The organism is Streptomyces lincolnensis (genome assembly GCF_021173675.1).
GTDB lineage: Bacteria > Actinomycetota > Actinomycetes > Streptomycetales > Streptomycetaceae > Streptomyces > Streptomyces lincolnensis_B.
Genome location: NZ_JAIHON010000009.1, coordinates 375,469 through 397,946 on the forward strand (window position 1 = coordinate 375,469; position 22,478 = coordinate 397,946).

General features: G+C 70.7%; 17 protein-coding genes and 1 tRNA gene. 14 read left to right on the forward strand and 4 right to left on the reverse strand.

Features of this window, described 5'->3' with window-relative positions:
* The first annotated feature begins 45 nt into the window (after positions 1–45).
* The 5 genes from K4B79_RS28180 to K4B79_RS28200 all read left to right on the forward strand — a co-directional run bounded on the left by K4B79_RS28180 (position 46) and on the right by K4B79_RS28200 (position 6,641).
* A complete protein-coding gene (locus K4B79_RS28180) occupies positions 46–1,332 on the forward strand; it encodes an ABC transporter substrate-binding protein (protein WP_232029732.1) in 1,287 nt (428 codons plus the stop codon).
* Between the two features lie 14 nt (positions 1,333–1,346).
* Positions 1,347–2,303, forward strand: a complete 957-nt coding sequence (locus tag K4B79_RS28185; protein WP_232029733.1) for a carbohydrate ABC transporter permease — start codon at positions 1,347–1,349, stop codon at positions 2,301–2,303.
* Positions 2,300–3,172, forward strand: coding sequence for a carbohydrate ABC transporter permease (locus tag K4B79_RS28190; RefSeq protein ID WP_232029734.1), 873 nt, complete (start codon positions 2,300–2,302; stop codon positions 3,170–3,172). The genes K4B79_RS28185 and K4B79_RS28190 overlap by 4 nt, the downstream gene beginning before the upstream one ends.
* A gap of 10 nt (positions 3,173–3,182) precedes the next feature.
* Positions 3,183–3,782 (forward strand): hypothetical protein, encoded by a 600-nt coding sequence (locus K4B79_RS28195; RefSeq protein WP_232029735.1) that lies wholly within the window; start codon positions 3,183–3,185, stop codon positions 3,780–3,782.
* 123 nt (positions 3,783–3,905) lie between these two features.
* Entirely contained in the window at positions 3,906–6,641 is a 2,736-nt protein-coding gene (locus K4B79_RS28200) for an exo-rhamnogalacturonan lyase family protein (protein WP_232029736.1), read from the forward strand.
* Between the two features lie 70 nt (positions 6,642–6,711).
* Here the strand turns inward: K4B79_RS28200 and K4B79_RS28205 are convergent, their stop codons facing one another.
* Complete coding sequence (locus K4B79_RS28205; RefSeq protein ID WP_232029737.1) at positions 6,712–9,189, reverse strand: SCO7613 C-terminal domain-containing membrane protein; 2,478 nt, start codon at positions 9,187–9,189, stop codon at positions 6,712–6,714.
* Between the two features lie 84 nt (positions 9,190–9,273).
* Here K4B79_RS28205 and K4B79_RS28210 point away from each other — a divergent pair, with 84 nt between their 5' ends.
* Together K4B79_RS28210 and K4B79_RS28215 are read left to right on the forward strand one after the other, a co-directional pair.
* Positions 9,274–9,720 carry an SRPBCC family protein gene (locus tag K4B79_RS28210; RefSeq protein ID WP_232029738.1) on the forward strand — a complete coding sequence of 149 codons (447 nt, stop codon included), beginning with the start codon at positions 9,274–9,276 and terminating at the stop codon, positions 9,718–9,720.
* A gap of 39 nt (positions 9,721–9,759) precedes the next feature.
* Positions 9,760–9,831, forward strand: a tRNA-Val gene (locus K4B79_RS28215).
* A 40-nt stretch (positions 9,832–9,871) separates the two neighbouring features.
* On the opposite strand, the gene K4B79_RS28220 is transcribed toward K4B79_RS28215, so the two are convergent.
* A complete protein-coding gene (locus tag K4B79_RS28220) occupies positions 9,872–10,600 on the reverse strand; it encodes a 3'-5' exonuclease (protein WP_232029739.1) in 729 nt (242 codons plus the stop codon).
* Between the two features lie 191 nt (positions 10,601–10,791).
* On the opposite strand from K4B79_RS28220, the gene K4B79_RS28225 reads away from it, so the two are divergent.
* From K4B79_RS28225 to K4B79_RS28240, 4 genes are all read left to right on the forward strand, one after another.
* Positions 10,792–11,358 carry a DUF4365 domain-containing protein gene (locus K4B79_RS28225; RefSeq protein WP_232029740.1) on the forward strand — a complete coding sequence of 189 codons (567 nt, stop codon included), beginning with the start codon at positions 10,792–10,794 and terminating at the stop codon, positions 11,356–11,358.
* Positions 11,355–12,581, forward strand: a complete 1,227-nt coding sequence (locus K4B79_RS28230; RefSeq protein WP_232029741.1) for a hypothetical protein — start codon at positions 11,355–11,357, stop codon at positions 12,579–12,581. The genes K4B79_RS28225 and K4B79_RS28230 overlap by 4 nt, the downstream gene beginning before the upstream one ends.
* A gap of 90 nt (positions 12,582–12,671) precedes the next feature.
* Positions 12,672–14,648 (forward strand): threonine--tRNA ligase, encoded by a 1,977-nt coding sequence (gene thrS / locus K4B79_RS28235; protein WP_232029742.1) that lies wholly within the window; start codon positions 12,672–12,674, stop codon positions 14,646–14,648.
* 65 nt (positions 14,649–14,713) lie between these two features.
* A complete protein-coding gene (locus K4B79_RS28240) occupies positions 14,714–15,274 on the forward strand; it encodes an HIT family protein (RefSeq protein ID WP_232029743.1) in 561 nt (186 codons plus the stop codon).
* A gap of 46 nt (positions 15,275–15,320) precedes the next feature.
* On the opposite strand, the gene K4B79_RS28245 is transcribed toward K4B79_RS28240, so the two are convergent.
* Together K4B79_RS28245 and K4B79_RS28250 are read right to left on the reverse strand one after the other, a co-directional pair.
* The gene (locus K4B79_RS28245; protein WP_232029744.1) at positions 15,321–16,979 is read right to left on the reverse strand and encodes a hypothetical protein; all 1,659 of its coding nucleotides are present in this window, start codon (positions 16,977–16,979) and stop codon (positions 15,321–15,323) included.
* Between the two features lie 232 nt (positions 16,980–17,211).
* Positions 17,212–19,410 carry an elongation factor G-like protein EF-G2 gene (locus tag K4B79_RS28250; protein WP_232029745.1) on the reverse strand — a complete coding sequence of 733 codons (2,199 nt, stop codon included), beginning with the start codon at positions 19,408–19,410 and terminating at the stop codon, positions 17,212–17,214.
* Positions 19,411–19,658: 248 nt separating this feature from the next.
* Between K4B79_RS28250 and pgsA the strand changes: the two genes are divergently transcribed.
* From pgsA to K4B79_RS28265, 3 genes are read left to right on the forward strand one after another with little or no spacing between them, the layout of a single operon-like run.
* Entirely contained in the window at positions 19,659–20,396 is a 738-nt protein-coding gene (gene pgsA, locus K4B79_RS28255) for a phosphatidylinositol phosphate synthase (RefSeq protein WP_232029746.1), read from the forward strand.
* Positions 20,393–21,301 (forward strand): phosphatidylinositol mannoside acyltransferase, encoded by a 909-nt coding sequence (locus tag K4B79_RS28260; RefSeq protein WP_232029747.1) that lies wholly within the window; start codon positions 20,393–20,395, stop codon positions 21,299–21,301. Before pgsA ends, K4B79_RS28260 begins: the two co-directional genes overlap by 4 nt.
* Positions 21,298–22,467, forward strand: coding sequence for a glycosyltransferase family 4 protein (locus K4B79_RS28265; protein WP_232029748.1), 1,170 nt, complete (start codon positions 21,298–21,300; stop codon positions 22,465–22,467). The genes K4B79_RS28260 and K4B79_RS28265 overlap by 4 nt, the downstream gene beginning before the upstream one ends.
* Positions 22,468–22,478 lie beyond the last annotated feature (11 nt).

The window sequence follows — 22,478 nt, forward strand, 5'->3', positions numbered from 1 at the left end:
CGATTCATGCAGGCGGCAATGACGCTGCGGGGAGGGGGCCCAACCATGGGAACCAGCAGGAATGTTGAGAGGCGAACGATCCTGAAGGTGGCCGGGGCCTCGGTGGCCACGGTCGGTCTGGGAGCGACGACCGCGTGCGGAGGTGAAAGCGGTTCCGGAGACGGGAACGTGACACTCCGTTATGCCTGGTGGGGTGGCGAACCGCGCACCATCGCCATGAAGAAGGCGATCGCGCTCTTCGAGAAGAAGTATCCGAAGATCAAGATCAAGCCTGAATTCACCGACTACGAGGCGTTCTGGGAGAAGTTCCAGACGCAGGCCTCCGGCGGGAATCCGCCGGACGTTTTCCAGAATGCGGTCGGTTTCCTGCGCAAGTACGACAAGCGCGGTGTTCTGCTGGATCTCAAGGCGCAGGCGGACGCGGGCAATCTGGACCTGGAGAACTTCCGCAACGGCGTTCTGGCGAACGGTCAGGTCGACGGCAAGCAGATCGGCATCCCCGTCGGCGCCAACACCATGGCGCTCGTCATCGACCTCAAGGCCTTCCAGAAGGCAGGGGTGGAGGCGAAGTTCGGCTGGACCTGGGACGACTACTTCGACGCGCTCCAGACCATCCAGGACAAGCTGAAGATCGCCGGTGACACGGGCTACTTCAGCATCATGTACCTGTACGACCTGTACCTCCGTCAGAACGGCAAGGCCTTCTTCACCGACTCCGATCTCGGTTTCACCGAGGACGATCTGACGCAGTGGTGGACGGACGGCTACAAGCGCGTGAAGTCCGGCGTCGTCGCCGACCCGAAGAAGATCGAGCAGGTCAAGCCGAAGTCCGGTCTCTCGGCGGGCCTGGCCGCGTCCGAGTTCACCTGGGACAACTTCTCCATCCGTTACGAGGGTGAGGGCGAGTCGGACTACGGGCTCGCGCCGATCCCCACCACGGACGGCAAGCAGACCGGACAGTACCTCGGCTCCCTGATGCTGAGCGGCTTCTCCGGGACCAAGCACCCCAAGGAAGTCGCCCAGTTCATCTCCTTCATGGTCCACGACCCCGAGGTCGGCAAGATCATGGGCTACGACCGCGGCATCCTCTCCACGACCGAGCAGTACGACGCCTTCAAGCCGACCGACCCCAACAACAAGGGCGTCGCGGCCTACGAGGACGAGGTCGCCAAGGCGGGCGTGCTGGGGAAGATCACCCCGCACCCGTCCGGAGCCGACGTCATCGAGGCGGCGTTCCTGCGTATCGGTGGTGAGGTCGCCCAGGGCAAGACCAAGCCTGCCGACGCCGCCAAGGCGTTGTTCAGCGAGGCCAAGGCCGCGTTCGCGGGCTGAGGGGACGTACCACCATGACGCTCGTCAAGGAAGCGCCCGTGCGCCCGGCGAAGAAGCGGCCCGCCGCTCCTGTCGCCGGGCGGCGCGGGCGGCGCCGCGAGAACATCGTCGGCTATCTGTTCATGTCGCCGTGGATCGCGGGATTCCTGCTGCTCACGGCGGGACCGATGATCGCGTCGCTGTACTACGCGTTCACCCGCTACAACCTGTTCACACCGCCCGAGTGGGTGGGGTTCGACAACTTCACGACGATGTTCCAGGACCCGCGCTGGCAGAAGTCGGTGGAGGTCACACTCAAGTACGTCGTCGTGGCCACCCCGCTGAAGCTGCTGCTCGCGCTCGGTGTCGCGCTGCTGCTCGCACAGAAGCGGCGCGGGCAGGGCGTGTACCGGGCCGCGTTCTACATGCCCTCGCTGATCGGCGCCAGCGTCTCCGTCGGCTTCGTGTGGCGGGCGCTGTTCTCCGACGATGCGATCGTGGACCGATCTCAGAAGATCTTCGGCGTCGACGTGGGCGGCTGGATCGGCAACCCGGACTACGTCCTCTACTCCCTGGTGGCGCTGAGCATCTGGCAGTTCGGCGCGCCGATGGTCATCTTCCTGGCCGGTCTCAAGCAGGTCCCGCAGGAGCTGTACGAGGCCGCCGAGGTGGACGGGGCAGGACCGCTGCGGCGGTTCTGGAACATCACGCTGCCGATGATCTCGCCGGTGCTGTTCTTCAACGTCCTGCTGGAGTCCATCCACGCGTTCCAGGTGTTCGGCTCCGCGTACGTCGTCTCCGACACCCGCTGCGGGCCGGCCGACGCCACGCTCGTCTACACCTGTTACCTCTACCAGAAGGGCTTCAAGGAGGCGCAGATGGGCTTCGCCTCCGCGATGGCCTGGACGCTGGTGCTCGCGGTGGCGCTGGTCACGGCGGTCCTGTTCTGGTCGCAGAAGAAGTGGGTGCACTACGAGGAGGCCGCCAAGTGACCACTGCCACCACACCCGTCGTGCGGACCACGAACGAGCGCAAGCGCACCGGATCGATCGTCTGGCACGTGGGCGCGCTCGCCGTCCTCGCGGTGGTCCTGTACCCGGTGATCTGGGTGGTCGGTGCCTCGTTCAAGCCGAGCAAGGACATCATCGCCAGTATCGACCTGCTGCCCACCGAGCCGGTCTGGGCGAACTTCTCCGGGCTCGCCGACGGCATCTCCGGCATCCCCATCAGCAGCTTCTTCTGGAACTCGCTGATGTACGCGGTCCTCGCCGTGGTCGGTGTCGTGGTGTCCAGCTCGCTGACCGCGTACGCCTTCGCCAAGATCCGGTTCGCCGGGCGGAACCTGCTCTTCACACTGATGATCGGCACGCTGCTGCTGCCGTACCACGTGCTGCTCATCCCGCAGTACGTGCTCTTCCGCAACCTCGAACTCACCGACACCCTGGTGCCGCTGGTCGCGGGCAAGTTCCTGGCGACGGAAGCCTTCTTCGTCTTCCTGATGGTGCAGTTCATGCGCGGGCTGCCGCGCGAGCTGGACGAGGCGGCCAAGCTCGACGGCTGCGGGCACCTGAGGACCTACTGGTCCATCGTGCTGCCGCTGAGCCGCCCCGCCATCATCACCAGCGCCATCTTCACCTTCATCAACGCGTGGAACGACTTCATGGGGCCGTTGATCTACCTCAACACCCCCGAGAAGTACACCGTCTCGCTCGGCCTGATGATGTTCCGCGACCAGGAGGGCATCTCCAACTACGGCAGCATGATCGCGATGTCGCTGGTGGCGCTGGTGCCGGTCATCGCCTTCTTCATGGCCTTCCAGCGCTACCTCATCGACGGCATGGCGACGTCCGGACTGAAGTGAGGCGGTCACCATGGCCCAAGCGCGTGTGAAAGCCCGCTCCCCGCGCCGGGGGCTCGTCTTCGGCGAGCGGTTCGCCGTCTTCGCCGAGTCCCTGCTCACCGGTGTCTGGATCGCCGTCGCCTGCCTGGGCGTGGTGACCTTTCCGGCCGCCTTCGCCGCCGGCGCCCGGCACCTGCGGCGTCGTACCACCCACGAGGGCGGTGGCCTGCGGGAGTTCGTCACGGACTTCCGGGCCGCCCTGTGCGGCGGGTGGGTCGTCGGGCTCCTCGGCTGGGTGGCGGCCGTGGCGGTCTGGGTGGACGTCCTGGCCGCGCGGGCCGGGATCCCCGGCGGGCCGTTCGTCGGGGCCGTCGGCATCCTCGCGCTGATCGGGCTCACCGTGGCCTGTCTGCGGGCGGCCGCCGTCTGGACGCCGGGCGCGTCCTGGCGGGCGCTGCTCGCGGACGCCGGGCGGCGGACCGTGCTCGATCCCGCCGGAACCTTCCTGGTCGTCTGCGGGCTGGCCGTCGTGGCCCTGTCCGCCATGTTCGTCGCGCCGCTGGCGGTTCCCGTCCTGGGAGCCGTCGCGGCGGCGGCCGTCGCCGTGGAGGAGCGGTACCGGCACCGCTGACGGGCGGTGCCTCCGCAACAGGTCGGCGCCCCGGCACCGTACCTCCCTCTGTCATGCCCCTGACCACCCCATGCCCCTGATCACCCCCCTGCATCCCCGCACGGAAGGAAAGGCTGGACTCCCATGTCTCCCATCCCTCGCAGGTCCATCCTCAAGGCGGCCGCCGTCGCCGGAGCCGCCGCGCAGTTCAGCTGGGCGCTAGGGGCCAAGGACGCGCAGGCCGCGCCGAGAGCCGCCGACGCCGATACCGACCCCGTGACCCTCGACTGGCTGGAGGACGGCGGCCTGGGTGCCGCGCCCGGCTCCACCGTGGGTGTGCCCTGGCCGAAGGGCGCCTACCAGGAGGACCAGAAGTTCGCGGTGACGGACGTGGACGGAAAGTCCGTGCCCGCGCAGTCCTGGCCCCTCGCCTACTGGCCGGACGGCTCCCTCAAGTGGACCGCCCACGCGGTGAGTTCGGGCAACGGCAAGCTCACCCTCACCGCCGGCGAGGCCGCCGTACCGGAGAAGAAGGTCACCGTCGACCAGGGCGGTGGCACGATCACGGTCTCCACCGGGGTCATCACCACGAAGATCGCCAAGTCGGGCGCGACCCTCGTGAAGTCGGTCACCCGGGGCTCCACCGAGATCGCCAAGAACGGGCGGCTCGTGCTGATCCGGCAGCCCGAGATCGAGGACGAGGACCAGGGCGCGGTCAAGACCGAGCGCTTCGAGGGTGCCATCTCCAAGGTCGAGGTCGAACAGGACGGCCCGGTCCGCGCGGTGGTCCGCATCGACGGCAAGCACCGCAAGGGCAGCCGCAGTTGGCTGCCGTTCTCGATCCGCCTCTACTTCTACGCGGGCGCCGACTCCTTCCGCATGGTGCACACCATCACCTTCGACGGCACCCAGGAACCGGGCAAGGCCAGCGGCGACTTCATCCGCGGCCTCGGCGTCCGCTTCACCGTGCCGATGCGGGACCAGTCCTACGACCGCCACATCCGCATCGGCGGCGACGGCACCGGTCTGCTGCGCGAGGCCGTCAAGGGCATCACCGGACTGCGCCGCGACCCGGGCGCGGCCGTCCAGGCGGCCCAGTACGCGGGCCAGAAGCTGCCCGACCCCGCCACCTGGGACCAGCGGGTCACCACCCGCCTGCAGTACATCCCCGAGTGGGGCGACTACACCCTCTCCCAGCTCTCCGCCGACGGCTTCGGCCTGCGCAAGCGCACCAAGAAGGGCCACGGCTGGATCGGCGCCGGCGGCGGCAAGCGGGCCTCCGGCTTCGGCTACGTCGGTGGCGTGAGCGGCGGATTCTCCTTCGGCCTCAGGGACTTCTGGGAGAAGTTCCCGGCCCAGCTCGACATCCGCGACGCCCAGACCGACGAGGCCGAGGTCACCCTCTGGCTCTGGTCGCCCGAGGCGCAGCCCATGGACCTGCGCTTCTACCACGACGGCATGGGCCAGGACACCTTCGCCGAACAGCTCGAAGGCCTCAACATCACCTACGAGGACTACGAGCCCGAGTTCGGCACGCCCTACGGCATCGCCCGCACCTCGGAGCTGCTGTTCTGGGCCAACGAGTCGACGCCGTCCCCGGAGACCCTGGCCCGGCAGGTCGAGGCCGTACGGGTGCTGCCGCAGCTCGCCGCCCCGCCCAAGCAGCTCATCAAGGCGGGGGTCTTCGGGCCCGGCCTGTACTCCGAGCCCGACCGCTCGACCCCGGCCAAGGCGAAGATCGAGGACCACCTCGACTTCCTCTTCACCTACTACAAGGACCAGGTGGAGCAGCGCCGTTGGTACGGCTTCTGGGACTACGGCGACATCATGCACACCTACGACACGGTGCGGCACCAGTGGCGCTACGACATCGGCGGCTACGCCTGGGACAACTCCGAGCTCTCGCCGGACCTGTGGCTCTGGTTCGCGTACCTGCGCTCGGGCCGCTCGGACATCTTCCGGTTCGCCGAGGCGATGACCCGGCACACCGGTGAGGTCGACGTCTACCACCTGGGCAAGTGGGCCGGGCTCGGCACCCGGCACGGGGTGCAGCACTACGCCGACAGCGCCAAGCAGCAGCGCATCGCCAACACGACGTACCGCCGCTACTACTACTTCCTCACCGCCGACGAGCGGGTCGGCGACCTCATGCACGCCAACGTCGACTCCGACGAGACGTTCCTCGTCCTCGACCCGATCCGCAAGATCCGCACCGAGCCGTACACGCCCGACCGGCACGCGCTGTCGATCGGCTTCGGCACGGACTGGAGCGGTCTGGTGTCGGCCTGGCTGACGGAGTGGGAGCGCAAGGGGCCGAAGTGGGAGAAGGCCAAGGCGCGCGTGCTGTCGACGATGGAGACGATCGCCGCCCAGCCCAACGGGTTCGTGCAGGGCACCGGTCTGTACGACCTGGACACGGGCCGGTTCGCCATCGCCGACAAGCCGGTGGTCGGGGTCTCGCACCTGTCGGCCGTCTTCGGCCTCAACGAACTGTGCGCCGAACTCATCGACCTCGTCGACATGCCGAAGTTCAACGAGGCGTACTACGACTACTGCCGCTACTTCAACGCCACCAAGGCCGAGCAGGCGGCACGGTACGGGTCCAACTTCGGGAGCCTGCTGCTCTTCCAGGGGCACTCGCGCCTGGACGCCTACGCGGCCGTGCAGACCGGGGACGAGAAGCTCGCCAAGCGGGCGTGGGACAAGTTCTACAACTCCGACGGCTACAAGGAGTCGGCGCCCTGGAAGACGGAGAAGGTGAGCGGTCCGATGGCGTTGGTGCCGGGGAGCGAGGCGGCGTGGGTGGCTACGAACGACACCGCGTTGTACGGCCTTGCCGCGATTGAGAATCTGGCGTTGCTGGGCGACAAGATGCCGTAAGGGGTTCGTGGGGAACTGCGGGTGCGTTGTGGCTGGTCGCGCAGTTCCCCGCGCCCCTTACAGGGGCGGTTCAGTTCATCCTCGTCAGGACGTCCCGTACTCGGCGCACGTCCCTGATGCGCTGCTCGTACGTCGCTCCGAGGGCGAGCAGCAGGAGGCCGGCCAGGGCGGGCGGTACCCAACGAGGGAGGGTACCGGCCACCTGGGCGATGTACGGGGCGAGTTCGTGCAGCGCGACCAGCGCGAGCACCGAGCCGCCGAGCAGGAGCGGGGCCTGGAGGTGGTGCCGGGCGCCCAGGAGGGTGACCGCCAGGGCCGCCGCGCCCAGGAGCAGGGGGCGTGTCCAGCCCGGGTCGCCCCAGGCCGCGAGGAGGCTCGGCACGAGGGTCGCGGCGAGGCCGGGGCCGTACGCGATCCAGGAGGACGCCCGCGGATCCCGGCGGCGGCGAAGAGCGCCGACGAGCAGCGCCGGGACGGTGACCGGGAGCGTGTACGCCTCCGGGGTGGCGATGTCCCAGGACGCCAGGCGTACCCAGGTGGCCAGGACGAAGAGGGCGGTGGCCGCGTAGCCGAGGGGACGGCGGTCGGGTCGTACCGCCGTGCCCGCGGTGATCACTCCGCACAGGGCCAGCACCAGGGCGAGCAGGGGCGGGTCGGTGACGGCCAGGCCGATCGCGAGCAGCCCGGCGGCGGCGCCCATCGCCTCGACCGGCACGGTGGTGCGGGGGCCGTCGAGCCGCGGTGCGAGCAGGGCGGCGACCGCCGGGACCACCAGCACGAGCAGGGCGGTGGAAGCCGCTGTCCAGCCCGCGGCGGCGCCGGTCGCGCAGGCCAGGGCGGTGGCGTGAGCCAGTGCGGCCGGAGCCGTGAGGGGCGCGAGCCGGGTACGCGTCGCGGCCGCCGCGAACAGTGCCGTCAGCAGGGAGAGCACGGTCAGGGTCGCGGTCTGCGAGGCGAGGGAGAGCAGGGCCAGGCTGAACGAGGTCACCAGGGCGAGCTGGGCGGCCGTGAGCCGGATGTGCGCGGCCTGCGGTGTCTCCGACGGGGTGGACTCCGAGGCCGGGTCGGTGGTCGGGGAGACGAGCGTCGCCACCACCAGAGCGCCGGCTGTCGTCACTCCGTAGACCGACAGGCCGACCGTGTAGGGGAGTTCCAGTACCGCGGGCAGGGTCATGACCGTGGCCCAGGACAGGCACAGCGCGCCGACCAGTGCCCTGGGGCGCCAGGCCGTGTCACGCACCGCCAGGGCGAGCACGGCCGCCACGGCGGCCAGGACCACGGGTACCGCCGTCGCGTCCGGTGGCCAGGGCAGCTCCGGTGTCACCGCGGCCCGCGTGTCCGCCGGTGCGCCGGTCCACGCCCGCTCCGCCCAGGCGGACGCGCCCAGCACGGCCACGCTGACGACGGGCAGCGTCCACAGCACCGCCAGCGCCTGTACGGCACCCGAGGCCCAGAGCGCGCCGCGCCGCAGGGCGTCCGGCAACCGGCCGGCCCGGACCACCGCCAACAGGGCGATCCCGCACGCCAGGTGGGCCGGTACGGTCCAGGTGTCGGGCAGGACGGTACGCGCCGTACCGCCGAGGGCGGTGACCGCGAGCAGCCCGGCGGCCACGGCGAGACCGACGGCCTGCCCCCGGCCGGTGTCCTGGTCATCGGCGGTCCGCGCGGTGGTACGGCCGCCCGCCCAGGCCGCGCCCACCGCGATCGTCGTACCGAGGAGGAGGAGCGCCGCCGCACGGGCGGCGGCGCTCGGGCCGGTGGCTGTCCAGGACAGCCAACCGGCGGCCAGTGCGCCCCAGGAGCCCGTGCCGTAGGCGCCGACGACGGCGACGACACGTACCGACCCGGACGGCATCCGGAGTGCCACCACCGTGTCCAGCGCGGCCGTCACCAGGAGCGCGGCCGTGATGCCGTGGGCCCCGGCATCGGCGGCCAGTGCACAGAGCAGCAGCGGGAATTGGGCCGAGACGAGGGCGGCGGGGAGGGGGAGCCGTAGGGCGGTCGTGCCCGGCAGGAGGCCGTACCCGAGCCATACGCCCGCGAGGACCGCCGAGGCGACCGCCGTGTACGCCGTGCCGTCCGTGTCCGCGAGGGCGACCTCGTGGAGTGCGTAGGCGTCGAGCACTGTGAGCGCCAGTCCCAGCCCGGCCAGCGACTCGGCCGTCGACCGCAGGCCCCGCTTCAGCAGCGGCACCGGCGCGGCGAGCGTGGCCAGGGTGACCGCGCCCAGCACCGCCGAGCGCGCCGTGATCCCCAGGTCACCCCAACTGACCAGCGTGAACACCATCGCCGCGATGGTCAGCAGCACCCCGCCGAGCAGCAGCAGGACGTTCTGGACGCGCGGCGCGGAGGCCTCGGGGCGGGGTGGCGAGAAGGACGCCGACGGTGCCACGGGCGCCGCAGGGGCCACCGGGGCCGACTGGGCCTGGTGCAGGGCCGCGACCAGCCAGGCGCGGCGGGCCAGCAACTGGGCCCGGCGGGCGTCCAGTTGCCACAGCTCGGAGTCGAGGAGCCGTAGCTCCTCGGTCGGCGGCGGGATGTGCGTCATGCAGTGGAGTGTGGCCCCGGTCACGTCACACGGCATGAGTGCGTGTACTCAGACCGTACTCAGATCCGATGCCACACTCTGCTCATGGACTGGACCCGCTACCGCTTCCGCAGCCGGTGGACCCTGCCCGCGCCCCCCTCCGTCGTCTACGACGCCCTGGAACGCGCCGAGGACTATCCGCGCTGGTGGCGCCAGGTGCGCGAGGTCAACCGGATCGACGACGCGAGCGGGGCGATCCGGATCCGTTCCCTCCTGCCGTACGACATGACCTTCACCGCGCGCGAGGTGCGGCGCGACCCGGCGGCGGGTGTGCTGGAGATCGCGATGTCCGGGGACATCGAGGGCTGGGCCCGCTGGACGATCACGGCGACCGGCGCCGGCAGCCTCGCCCGCTACGAGCAGGTGGTGACCGTGAACAAGCCGTTGCTCAGGCGGTTCGCCGTACCGGGGCGGCCGGTCTTCCGTGCCAACCACTGGCTGATGATGCGGGCCGGGCGGCGCGGTCTGGTCGGTCACCTGGAAGCGGTTTGAAGGAAACCCGCGGGGACCTGTATTGTTCAGTGCGTTCCCGGGCGATTAGCTCAGTGGGAGAGCGCTTCGTTCACACCGAAGAGGTCACTGGTTCGAACCCAGTATCGCCCACCGGGAAAAGGCCGGTCCGCCACACGCGGACCGGCCTTCCTCATGCCGCGGCGGCGGGCAGCTCCGGGCGCAGCGGCCACGCCGGGTCCACCGCCTCGAAGGTGCCGCTGCGCGCGAACCACGCCTGGAGGCCACGGGCCTGCGCCGCGTGCCACACGGCCTGCAGGGCGTGCAGTTCGGCCGGACTCAGCCGCTCCAGCCGGGCCGCGAAGCGCCGCCCCACCGCACGGACGAGGTTCAGCGAGGCCAGCGCGTCCGCGCCGGCGTCGTGCGCGGCCTCCAGGTCGACCTCGTAGTGCGCGCACAGGTCGGTGAGGGTGCGACGGCCCTTGCGGTAGCGGTCCAGATGCTTGTCCAGGACCCGCGGGTCGAGCACCTGGAGCGGACTCGCCTCGAACCAGCGGTCCAGGGACGAGGCGCGGTGGCGACGCAACTCGCGGTCCAGCAGTGTCAGATCGAACGGCGCGTTCATCACGACCAGCGGCCGTCCCGCGGCGGCCTGCTCGGCGAGCGCCTCCGCTATCTCGTGCATCACCGGCGCCGGCCAGCGGCCGTTGCGCTGAAGATGGTCGTCCGTCAGCCCGTGCACCTCCGTCGCCGCGGCGGGCACCGGCACGCCCGGATTCACCAGCCATCGGGTCACCCGCGGCCGGAAGCCCGGAGCGTCCTGGACGACGACGGCGGCCGACACGATCCGATCGGTCTCGACGTCGACGCCCGTGGTCTCTGTGTCGAAAGCGGCCAGGGGCCCTTCGTACCAGCACGTCATACCTACACAACCCCTCGTTCACCCACGGCAGCTGACGCACCGTCTTCTGCCTGTTTGGTGATACCCGGGCTGTTTGCGCCGTACGCCGGAAGGACACAACAGGAGTACGGGTCTTTGCAGTTCAGCGGCCCGGCGCGGGAATCATGTGGCCCCGGTGTGGGCATTTCACTTTGCTGGGAAGGCTGTTGGTCATGGCGATAGCGCAGCCCGAGCGGGGCGGGCTGCTGCCCGAACGCGCGGGCCCCCATCGCGGCACACTCGCCACCACCGCCTGCATGGAGACCATGCAGGTGGGCTACTTGCACGCGGTCGCCGCGGCGGCCGGCTGCTCGCTGTCGCAGCCCTTTCCGGACAACGGCATCGACTGGCACGTCAGCCACGGCTCACCCGGGCACACCGTCGACGACGAGGTGACCATCAAGGTGCAGTTGAAGTGCACCTACCAGATCGCGCCGAACCCGCCCGGCCGCACCTTCTCCTTCACGCTCGACAACGACCACCTGCGCAAACTCGCCCGCACCCCGGTCTCGGTGCACAAGATCCTGGTCGTGATGCTCGTCCCCCGGTCCCGGGACGACTGGCTGCGCGCCGGCCACGACCGGCTCGACCTGAGGCACTGCTGCTACTGGGTCAACCTCGCCGGTCACCCCATCACCGGCCGCACCCGCACCACCGTGCGGGTGCCGACCTCGCGCATCTTCGACGACCGGGCGCTCTGCGAGATCATGACGCGGGTCGGGACGGGAGGCAGACCATGACCCACCGACCACTGGACGAGCCACTACGGCCCGTCAGGCCGCACCCCGACGGCGCCGCCTGGCACCGTCCCCCCGACCCCGACCAGGTCGACCCCGCCGTCCTCGGCGCCCTGCTGCGGCGCCACGGCTGGCAGCGGCGCGGCGGAGCCGCCGGACGCTACGGCCGCTGGACCCCGCCCGGACCGGGCGGCGGCGGGACGAGCCTGCTGGTGCCCGAGAGCCTGGCCTTCCCCGACAGCGAGGACCTGCTCGGCGAGGCGCTGCTCGCCCTGTCCCGCAGCGGCACGCCCTCCGCGCGCGAGGTGCTCGTCTCGCTCGCCGTGCCCAGCGACGAGGTCCGCTGGTGGCGTGACGCCCCGACCGGACCGGCCGGCGCCGCCTCCTGGACCGTCGAGGAACAGCTGCGCACCGCCGCACGGCAGATGCTGCTCGCCGGAGCGCTCGCCACACGCGCGCGTGCCGGTTACTACGGCGCCCGCTACCGGCGCACCGCCGCCGCGTCCCTGGAGGACGTCCTGGTGGGCTCCGCGGCCGGCGGCCGCCACCTCACCGCGTTCGTGCCCGTCAGCACCGGCCGCCCGCTCGCCGTACGCCTGCACCAGGCCCTGTACGCCGCCCGCGAGGCCATCGACTACCAGCGGGCCACCGGCGGCATGGACGCCTTCGACGGCGCCGTCGAGGCGGGCGTCAGCCGCGAGCTCACCGAGGCGCTGATCGCCCTGGTCCGGGGCACCGAGGGCGCGCGCATCGCCGTCGAGTGGGCGCCGGCGGCCGGTGTGCCCGAGGGGTGCGCGGCCCGCGCCGAGGCCGTCGAGTTCTCGCCCGGCGACCTGCCCGTGCTGCGCGAGGCCGGGGCCCGCTATCTGCGCGAGGAGCCCTCCGTGCCGGTCCGGATCACCGGCACCGTGGTCCGGATGCGCAGGTCGGGGCCGCGCGGGGAGGGGACGGTACGGCTGCGCGTGATCGCGGGCGCCGAGATCCCGCACGTACGACTGACGCTGGACGAGGAGACGTACCGCATCGCCGGGCACGCCCACCTGGTCGGCATGCCGGTGCGGGTGCAGGGCCGGCTGGAGAGCCGGGGCGGCTTCCGGCGGCTGGTGGACGCCTGCGAGGTCGTACCGGTGCAGGTGGACGAGGCGGAGCGGGACCGGCTGATGAAGTCGCTCCAGGAGACGTCCGAGATCACGGCCTTCTTCGAGGAGGCCTGCGCAGGGGACTGATTTCGCGGAGGGTGGTCCGGGGTCGGTACGATCGCCTCTTGCGTGCGCTCACGGTATGGCGCCGCATCCACCTTCAGTCAGGAGAGACCGGTGTCAGACGTCCGTGTGATCATCCAACGCGATTCCGAGCGGGAAGAGCGCACGGTGACGACGGGCACCACGGCCGCCGAACTCTTCGCCGGCGAGCGCTCGATCATCGCCGCGCGGGTGGCCGGCGAGCTCAGGGACCTGTCGTACGCCGTGGCCGAGGGCGACGAGGTCGAGGGGGTGGAGATCTCCTCCGAGGACGGCCTGAACATCCTGCGCCACTCCGCCGCGCACGTCATGGCCCAGGCCGTGCAGGAGCTGTTCCCCGAGGCCAAGCTGGGCATCGGCCCGCCGGTCAAGGACGGCTTCTACTACGACTTCGACGTCCAGAAGCCGTTCACGCCCGAGGATCTCAAGGCCATCGAGAAGAAGATGCAGGAGATCCAGAAGCGCGGCCAGCGCTTCTCCCGCCGCGTGGTCACCGACGAGGCCGCCCGCGAGGAGCTGGCCGCCGAGCCGTACAAGCTGGAGCTGATCGGCCTCAAGGGCTCCGCCTCCAGCGACGACGGCGCGGACGTCGAGGTCGGCGCCGGCGAGCTGACGATCTACGACAACCTCGACGCCAAGACCGGCGAGCTGTGCTGGAAGGACCTCTGCCGCGGTCCTCACCTGCCCACCACCCGGAACATCCCGGCGTTCAAGCTGATGCGCAACGCGGCCGCCTACTGGCGCGGCAGCGAGAAGAACCCCATGCTCCAGCGCATCTACGGCACCGCCTGGCCCACCAAGGACGAGCTCAAGGCGCACCTGGACTTCCTGGCCGAGGCCGAGAAGCGCGACCACCGCAAGCTGGGCAGCGAGCTCGACCTGTTCTCCATCCCCGAGCAGATCGGCTCCGGCCTCGCCGTCTTCCACCCCAAGGGCGGCATCGTCCGCCGGGTCATGGAGGACTACTCGCGCCGCCGCCACGAGGAGGAGGGCTACGAGTTCGTCTACACCCCGCACGCGACGAAGGGGAAGCTCTTCGAGACCTCGGGCCACCTGGACTGGTACGCCGACGGCATGTACCCGCCCATGCAGCTCGACGAGGGCGTGGACTACTACCTCAAGCCCATGAACTGCCCGATGCACAACCTGATCTTCGACGCGCGCGGCCGCTCCTACCGCGAACTTCCGCTGCGCCTCTTCGAGTTCGGGACCGTGTACCGGTACGAGAAGTCGGGCGTCGTGCACGGCCTGACCCGCGCCCGCGGCTTCACCCAGGACGACGCGCACATCTACTGCACGCGCGAGCAGATGGCGGAGGAGCTCGACAAGACGCTCACCTTCGTGCTCGGCCTGCTGCGGGACTACGGCCTGGAGGACTTCTACCTGGAGCTGTCCACCAAGGACCCGGAGAAGTTCGTCGGCTCCGACGAGGTCTGGGAGGAGGCGACCGAGACGCTGCGCCAGGTCGCCGAGAAGCAGGGCCTGCCCCTGGTCCCGGACCCGGGCGGCGCCGCCTTCTACGGCCCGAAGATCTCCGTCCAGACCAAGGACGCCATCGGCCGCACCTGGCAGATGTCGACCATCCAGCTCGACTTCAACCTGCCCGAGCGCTTCGAGCTGGAGTACACCTCGCCCGACGGCTCCAAGCAGCGCCCGGTCATGATCCACCGCGCGCTGTTCGGCTCCATCGAGCGGTTCTTCGCGGTGCTCCTGGAGCACTACGCGGGCGCCTTCCCGGCGTGGCTGGCCCCGGTGCAGGCGGTCGGCATCCCGATCGGGGACGCGCACGTGGAGTACCTGGAGAAGTTCGCCGCCGCGGCGAAGAAGCAGGGTCTGCGGGTCGAGGTCGACTCCTCCTCCGACCGTATGCAGAAGAAGATCCGCAACGCCCAGAAGCAGAAGGTGCCCTTCATGATCATCGCGGGCGACGAGGACATGTCGAACGGCTCGGTGTCCTTCCGCTACCGCGACGGCTCCCAGGAGAACGGCATCCCCTTCGACGAGGCCATCGCGAAGATCGTGAAGGTCGTGGCGGAGCGGGCACAGGTCTGACCGGACGGTGGACGGGCCCCCGGGGAGATCCGGGGGCCTTTTCCGTACCCCCGGAACGAAGCCATATGCTGCACTGCATGACGAGTGAGCCGGAGCAGCAGTGGGGAGTGGGGACCCAGGACGCGTTCCAGCGTCTGTGGACGCCCCATCGGATGGCCTACATCCAGGGCGAGAACAAGCCGACCGGCCCGGGTGCCGACGACGGCTGCCCCTTCTGCTCGATCCCGGCCAAGTCCGACGAGGACGGGCTGGTCGTCCGGCGCGGTGAGCAGGTCTACGCCGTGCTCAACCTGTACCCGTACAACGGCGGCCACCTCATGGTCGTCCCCTACCGTCATGTCGCCGACTACACCGACCTCACCGACGCGGAGACGGTGGAACTCGCGGCGCTCACCAAGCAGGCCATGACCGCCCTGCGCACCGCCTCCGGCGCCCACGGCTTCAACATCGGCATGAACCAGGGCTCCGTGGCGGGCGCCGGCATCGCCGCCCACCTCCACCAGCACATCGTCCCCCGCTGGGGCGGCGACACCAACTTCATGCCGGTCGTCGGCCACACGCGGGTCCTGCCCCAGCTGCTGGCGGACACCCGCAAGATGCTGGCGGAGGCGTGGCCCGCGCTCTGACGGTCTCGGCAGGTGTGGGGGCGCGGCAGCCCCCACACCTACACCCCTACGCGTCGTAGACGTCGGCCTTGCGCGGTGAGGCGTCCTGCACCGCCGTGCTCAGGAACGACGAGCGGTTGCCGAACTTCTCGGTGTTCACGCCGTTCTCCGCGAGGACCTTGATAGCCGCCGAGTGCACCACACGCAGGACCGGCGTGGCCGCGCGCAGCGCGTCGTCGGCCATGAAGCGGTGCCGCCACGGCTTGTCGGCCCAGGCGTGCCGCAGCCCGAAGGGCTCGGGCAGGGCGAGGGAGCCGCCCAGCCAGTTGAGCAGCGGGGGATACCAGGTCAGCGGCGCCCGGGCCGCGAGGCGGACCACCTCGTCCGCGTCGACCAGCGGCAGCTTGACCTTCCGGGTCTCCCAGAACTTGAGGGACTTGGAGACCTCCTTCTCCTTGGCGTCCGGCCCCGAGGTGAACAGTCCGTGCACCGGCCCCAGGGCGTGCCCGGTCACCTCGATGCGCAGCGTCTCGTGCAGCACGGTCACCGTGATCATCATCGTGATCACCAGCTGCCCGTCCCACAGCGTCCACTGCACGCCCAGGTAGTGCCGGTCGCCCGCGCCGAACTGCTGCTTGTTGCAGATGTCCTGGATGGCGTGCGTCTTGACCTGGTACGCGTCCACGTCGGTGCCCGCGGGCCGGGACACCGCCTTGGCGTTCTCCGCGACCGGTGTGACGACCCAGTGCCGTATGGACGCCTTCGGGAAGCCGCCGGTGTTCAGCGTGTTCCGCTCCAGCATGCGCAACTGGTCGTGGATGGACCTGATGACGTCCCAGCTGCGGAAGGGATGGATCTCGCGGGCGGGATCGGCGGAGACCAGGTCCTCGGCGAGCTGCCAGCTGCCCCAGCGGGTGCCCATGCCGAGTATGCCCTTGGGCCCGGCGTAGAACACGGAGTTGGACGCCTGCTCCGCGCTGAGCCTGGCCAGGGACTGGCGCAGCGACTCGGCCGCGGTCTCGCCGGGGCTGCGCGGCACCGCCTCGGGCACCTTCGCCCCGATGCTGCTGCCGGCCAGCAGACTGCTCCAGCGCCCCCGCAGGTCGTTGGCCGTCCGCTCGCAGATCTGCTTGGCCCAGAACCAGCCGACCACCGGCAGCACGACCGCCGCGCGCGCATACCAGGCCCAGAAGCCCGTGAACGGCATCTTGACGAGGAAGAGCACCGCCAGCGCGCCCACCCCGACGAGCAGCGCGGTGGCCATGGCGCCGGCCCTGCCCTCCTGCCTGGCCATGGTCGTGCGGATCTGGAAGACCAGGAGCCAGATGAGGAGGCCGGGCAGGAACAGCAGGCCGCACAGCACCATGACGATGGTCAGGAGGTTGTCGCGGTCCCGGCGGATGCGGTTCGCCGCGAGGCAGTGCTCGACCACGACCTGCGGCTCGGCGCCGAAGGACTGGATGAGCGGCTTGCGGCCGGCTCCGAGCATGCGGGCGACCACGGCCGCGGAGAAGGCCTCGCCGAGGTTGGGGCGGAAGATCCGCGCCCACTTCCGGCCTGCCTTCACGCTCGACTCGTGCCACTCGCTGTTGGCCTCGAGGATCTTCTCCACCGGGTTGTCCCGGTAGGCCGCCGAGGCCAGCGCGAACGTCGCCGTCTGGTCCGTGTCGCCGGTGCGCGGCACCTGCGGACCGAAGATGTCCGCGTAGCCGCTGTCAACGGTCATTCCCGCCCCCGATCGCCGCAGGTGTCGCCTCCTGCGGCCTTCCCGACTTCCGTGCTTCGCACACCTGTTGATCAGGTCATCAGCGTATCCCCAGGCACTGACATGCGTCGGCGGACGGTGCAAACCGTCCGCCGGCATGGAGGGGAGCGTTCCGCGACAGGCCACTTGAGCCGAGCCCGGCCCCAACGACGAGCCCGCGCCGCCCCCGCCACGAGGCCGCGCCCGGCCCCAACTACGAGGCCGCGCCCGCCTCTTCGCGGATCCTCTCGGCGATCTGCGGCGGCATCGGCTCGTGCCGCGCGTAGGAACGGCTGAAACGGGCCGTGCCGTGCGACAGGGACCGCAGGTCGACGGCGTACCGGCCGATCTCGATCTCCGGCACCTCGGCGCGCACCAACGTCCTTCCGCCGCTGGTCTGTTCCGTGCCGAGCACCCGGCCGCGCCGCCCGGACAGGTCGCTCATCACGGCGCCCACGTAGTCGTCGCCGACCAGCACGGACACCTCGGCCACCGGTTCCAGCAGATGGATCCTCGCCTCGGCCGCCGCCTCCCGCAGCGCCAGCGCCCCGGCCGTCTGGAACGCGGCGTCGGAGGAGTCGACGGAGTGCGCCTTGCCGTCCAGCAGCGTGACCCGGACGTCGATCAGCCGGTTGCCCGTCGCGACCCCCTTGGACGCCTGGGCCCGCACGCCCTTCTCGACCGACGGGATGAACTGCCGCGGCACCGCCCCGCCGACCACCTTGTCCACGAACTCGATGCCCGAGCCGCCCGGCAGCGGCTCCACCTCGATCTCGCAGATGGCGTACTGCCCGTGCCCGCCGGACTGCTTGACGTGCCGGCCGCGCCCGGAGGACTTGCCCGCGAACGTCTCCCGCAGGGAGACCTTGTGCGGGACCACGTCGACCTGCACGCCGTAGCGGCTGCGCAGCCGTTCCAGCGCCACGTCGGCGTGTGCCTCGCCCAGGCACCACAGCACGACCTGGTGGGTGTCCTGGTTCTGCTCCAGCCGCATGGTCGGGTCCTCGGCGACCAGCCGGGACAGCCCCTGGGAGAGCTTGTCCTCGTCCGGCTTGCTGTGCGCCTGGATGGCGAGCGGCAGCAGCGGGTCGGGCATCTCCCACGGCTCCATGAGCAGCGGGTCGTCCTTGGCCGAGAGGGTGTCCCCGGTCTCCGCCCGGCTCAGCTTCGCCACGCACGCCAGATCTCCCGCGATGCAGTGCGTCAGCGCCCGCTGCTGCTTGCCGAACGGCGCGGACAGGGCGCCGATCCGTTCGTCGACGTCGTGGTCCTCGTGGCCGCGGTCGGCGAGCCCGTGCCCCGAGACATGGACCGTCTCGTCGGGGCGCAGGGTGCCGGAGAAGACCCGGACCAGCGAGATCCGGCCGACGTAGGGGTCGGACGCCGTCTTCACGACCTCCGCGACCAGCGGACCGTCGGTGTCGCACGACTTGATCTCGCGCGGCTTGCCGTCGATGGTGGTGACCGCGGGCGTCGGATGCTCGAACGGCGTCGGGAAGCCCCCGGTGATCAGCTCCAGCAGCTCGACCGTGCCGATGCCCTGCCGGGCGCCGTCGGCCGCCGGGGCGGCGGCCAGGACCGGGAAGAAGACCCCGCGCGCCACGGCCCGCTCCAGGTCCTCCACCAGCGTCTTGAGGTCGATCGGCTCCCCGCCGAGATACCGGTCCATGAGGGTCTCGTCCTCGGACTCCGAGATGATCCCCTCGATCAGCCGGTTACGGGCCTCCTCGATCAGCGGCAGCTGGTCCTCGCCCGGCTCGGACTCCTTGCGCTCACCCGACGAGTAGTCGAACAACTGCTGCGACAGCAGCCCGATCAGCCCGGTCACGGGCGCGTGCCCGTCCGCGGCCTGCGGGCCGTGCAGCGGAAGGTACAGCGGCAGTACGGCGTCGGGGTCGTCGCCGCCGAAGGCCTCCGCGCAGATCCGTGTCATCTCCTCGAAGTCCGCCCGGGCGGACTCCAGATGCGTGACGACGATCGCCCTCGGCATGCCGACGGCCGCGCACTCCTCCCACACCATGCGGGTCGAGCCGTCCACGCCGTCGGAGGCGGAGACGACGAAAAGGGCCGCGTCCGCCGCTCGCAGACCGGCCCTCAGTTCTCCGACGAAGTCGGCGTATCCGGGGGTGTCGAGGAGATTGATCTTGTATCCGTCCCATTCGACGGGTACTAGGGAGAGCTGCACCGAGCGTTGCTGGCGGTGCTCGATCTCGTCGTAGTCGGAGACGGTGCCGCCGTCCTCCACACGGCCCGCCCTGTTGAGTGCCCCCGCCGTCAGCGCGAGAGCTTCCACCAATGTCGTCTTGCCCGATCCGGAGTGGCCGACCAGCACCACATTCCGTACGGACGCGGGGTGGTCGGCCGCCGTAGCCCTGCCGGCGGCTCCGGGGTGTGCGTTCGCCTTGTCGCCCATGGCCTTGCCTCCCGTGCACGGTGAGGTCACTGTGGGCGCGGACACGCGGGATCCGCGGTGGCGGCTCCGGCGACGCCCGCGGTGTTCTTCGAGCTTTCCACTCCCGTCACGGTGCGTCCATACGGCGGACGCGATCCCACCGCTCCCGCGTCGGCGGGCCGCCGCGATCGGGCCGTGACCCGGATGCCGTCAGGACGTGACACGAGGGCCGGGTGCCCGCCCGTCGCGCACCGGCGGGCCTGGCTACGATGGGCCAGCCGGCGGCCAGCAGGGGCCGCGCGGCGACACCGACCCTCGGGAAGGCCATGCTGAACAAGTACGCGCGTGCATTCTTCACGCGTGTCCTCACACCGTTCGCCGCGTTTCTGATCCGGCGGGGCGTCAGTCCCGACACGGTCACGCTCATCGGCACCGCCGGTGTGGTCGCGGGCGCGCTGGTCTTCTACCCCATGGGGGAGTTCTTCTGGGGCACGGTCGTGATCACGCTCTTCGTGTTCTCCGACCTCGTCGACGGAAACATGGCCCGCCAGCTCGGCCGCTCCAGCCGCTGGGGCGCCTTCCTGGACTCCACGCTCGACCGGGTCGCCGACGGCGCGATCTTCGGCGGCTTCATCCTCTGGTACGCCGGTGGGGGCGACGACCTCGTCCTGTGCGCGGTCTCGATCTTCTGCCTGGCCAGCGGCCAGGTGGTGTCGTACACCAAGGCCCGCGGCGAGTCGATCGGCCTGCCGGTCGCCGTCAACGGCCTGGTCGAGCGCGCCGAGCGCCTGGTGATCTCCCTGGTCGCGGCCGGGCTCGCGGGGCTGCACACCTTCGGGGTGCCGGGCATCCAGTACCTGCTGCCCGTCGCGCTGTGGATCGTCGCGGTCGGCAGCCTGGTCACGCTGATCCAGCGGGTCGTCACGGTCCGCCGGGAGTCCGCCGAGGCGGAGGCCGCCGAGCCTCCCGCGAAGCCGGAGACCCAGGGGAGCGAGGCCGCGAAGTGAGCGCCCAGGAGCGGCTGACGGACACGCTGTACGGCCTCGGCTGGGGCGTGGTCAAGAAGCTCCCCGAGCCGGTCGCCGTGCGCCTGGGCCGGAGCATCGCCGACCTCGCCTGGAAGCGGCGCGGCAAGGGCGTGCTGCGGCTGGAGAGCAACTACGCGCGCGTGGTGCCCGACGCGAGCCCGGAGCGCCTGGCCGAGCTCTCGCGCGCGGGCATGCGGTCGTACCTGCGCTACTGGATGGAGTCCTTCCGGCTGCCGGCCTGGAGCGAGGACCGCATCAGGGCCGGCTTCGACCCCAAGGATCTGCACCACCTCACCGACGGCCTCGCCGCGGGCAAGGGCGTCGTCCTCGCGCTGCCGCACATGGCCAACTGGGACCTCGCCGGCGCCTGGGTCACGACCAAGCTGGAGACGCGGTTCACCACGGTCGCCGAGCGCCTCAAGCCCGAGACGCTCTACGACCGTTTCGTCGCCTACCGCGAGGGCCTCGGCATGGAGGTCCTGCCGCACAGCGGCGGCACCGCCTTCGGCACCCTGGCCCGGCGGCTGCGGGACGGCGGCCTGGTCTGCCTGGTCGCCGAGCGCGACCTGTCCTCCTCCGGCGTCGAGGTGCGGTTCTTCGGCGAGGCCACCCGCATCCCCGCCGGACCGGCGCTGCTCGCCCAGCAGACCGGCGCGCTGCTGCTCCCGGTGACCCTCTGGTACGACGACTCGCCCGTCATGCGGGGACGAGTGCACCCTCCGATCGAGGTGCCCGAGACAGGTACCCGGGCCGAGAAGACGTCTGTCATGGCACAGGCGCTGGCCGATGTCTTCGCCTCGGGGATCGCCGACCATCCGGAGGACTGGCACATGTTGCAGCGGTTGTGGCTCAAGGACCTGGACCCCACCAAGAGGCACTCGTGAGAATCGGCATCGTCTGCCCCTACTCCTGGGACGTGCCGGGCGGCGTCCAGTTCCACATCCGTGACCTCGCCGAGTACTTCATCCGGCTCGGCCACGAGGTGTCCGTCCTCGCCCCGGCCGACGACGACACCCCGTTGCCGCCCTACGTCGTCTCGGCCGGCCGCGCGGTGCCGGTGCCCTACAACGGCTCGGTGGCCCGGCTGAGCTTCGGCTTCCTGTCGGCGGCCCGGGTACGGCGCTGGCTGCACGACGGGTCGTTCGACGTCGTACACATCCACGAGCCGTCCTCGCCGTCCCTCGGCCTGCTCACCTGCTGGATCGCCCAGGGCCCGATCGTCGCCACCTTCCACACCTCCAACCCGCGCTCCCGGGTCATGGTCGCCGCGTACTCGATCCTCCAGGCCGCGCTGGAGAAGATCAGCGCGCGGATCGCGGTCAGCGAGTACGCCCGGCGCACGCTGGTGGAACACCTCGGCGGGGACGCGGTCGTCATCCCGAACGGCGTCGACGTCGACTTCTTCGCCCGGGCCGAGCCCAATCCCGAGTGGCAGGGCGACACCCTCGGCTTCATGGGCCGCATCGACGAGCCCCGCAAGGGCCTTCCGGTGCTGATGAAGGCCCTGCCGAAGATCCTGGCCGAGCGCCCGGGGACCCGGCTGCTGGTGGCCGGGCGCGGGGACGAGGAGGAGGCGGTGGAGACCCTGCCGGCCGAACTCCGCTCCCGGGTGGAGTTCCTCGGCATGGTCAGCGACGAGGACAAGGCGCGTTTCCTGCGCAGCGTCGACCTGTACGTCGCTCCCAACACCGGCGGCGAGAGCTTCGGGATCATCCTCGTCGAGGCCATGTCGGCGGGCGCGCCCGTGCTGGCCTCGGACCTGGACGCCTTCTCCCAGGTCCTGGACCAGGGCGCGGCGGGCGAGCTGTTCGCCAACGAGGACGCCGATGCTCTGGCCGAGGCCGCCGTACGCCTGCTCGGGGACCCAAAGCGTCTGGCCGAGCTGCGCGAGCGGGGCAGCGCGCACGTACGGCGGTTCGACTGGTCGACGGTCGGCGCGGACATCCTGTCCGTGTACGAGACGGTGACGGCCGGGGCGGCGGCGGTCGCCGCGGCGGACGACGAACGGGTGACGGGGCTGCGGGCACGGCTGGGGCTGGCACGCGACTGACCGGCCTGCTC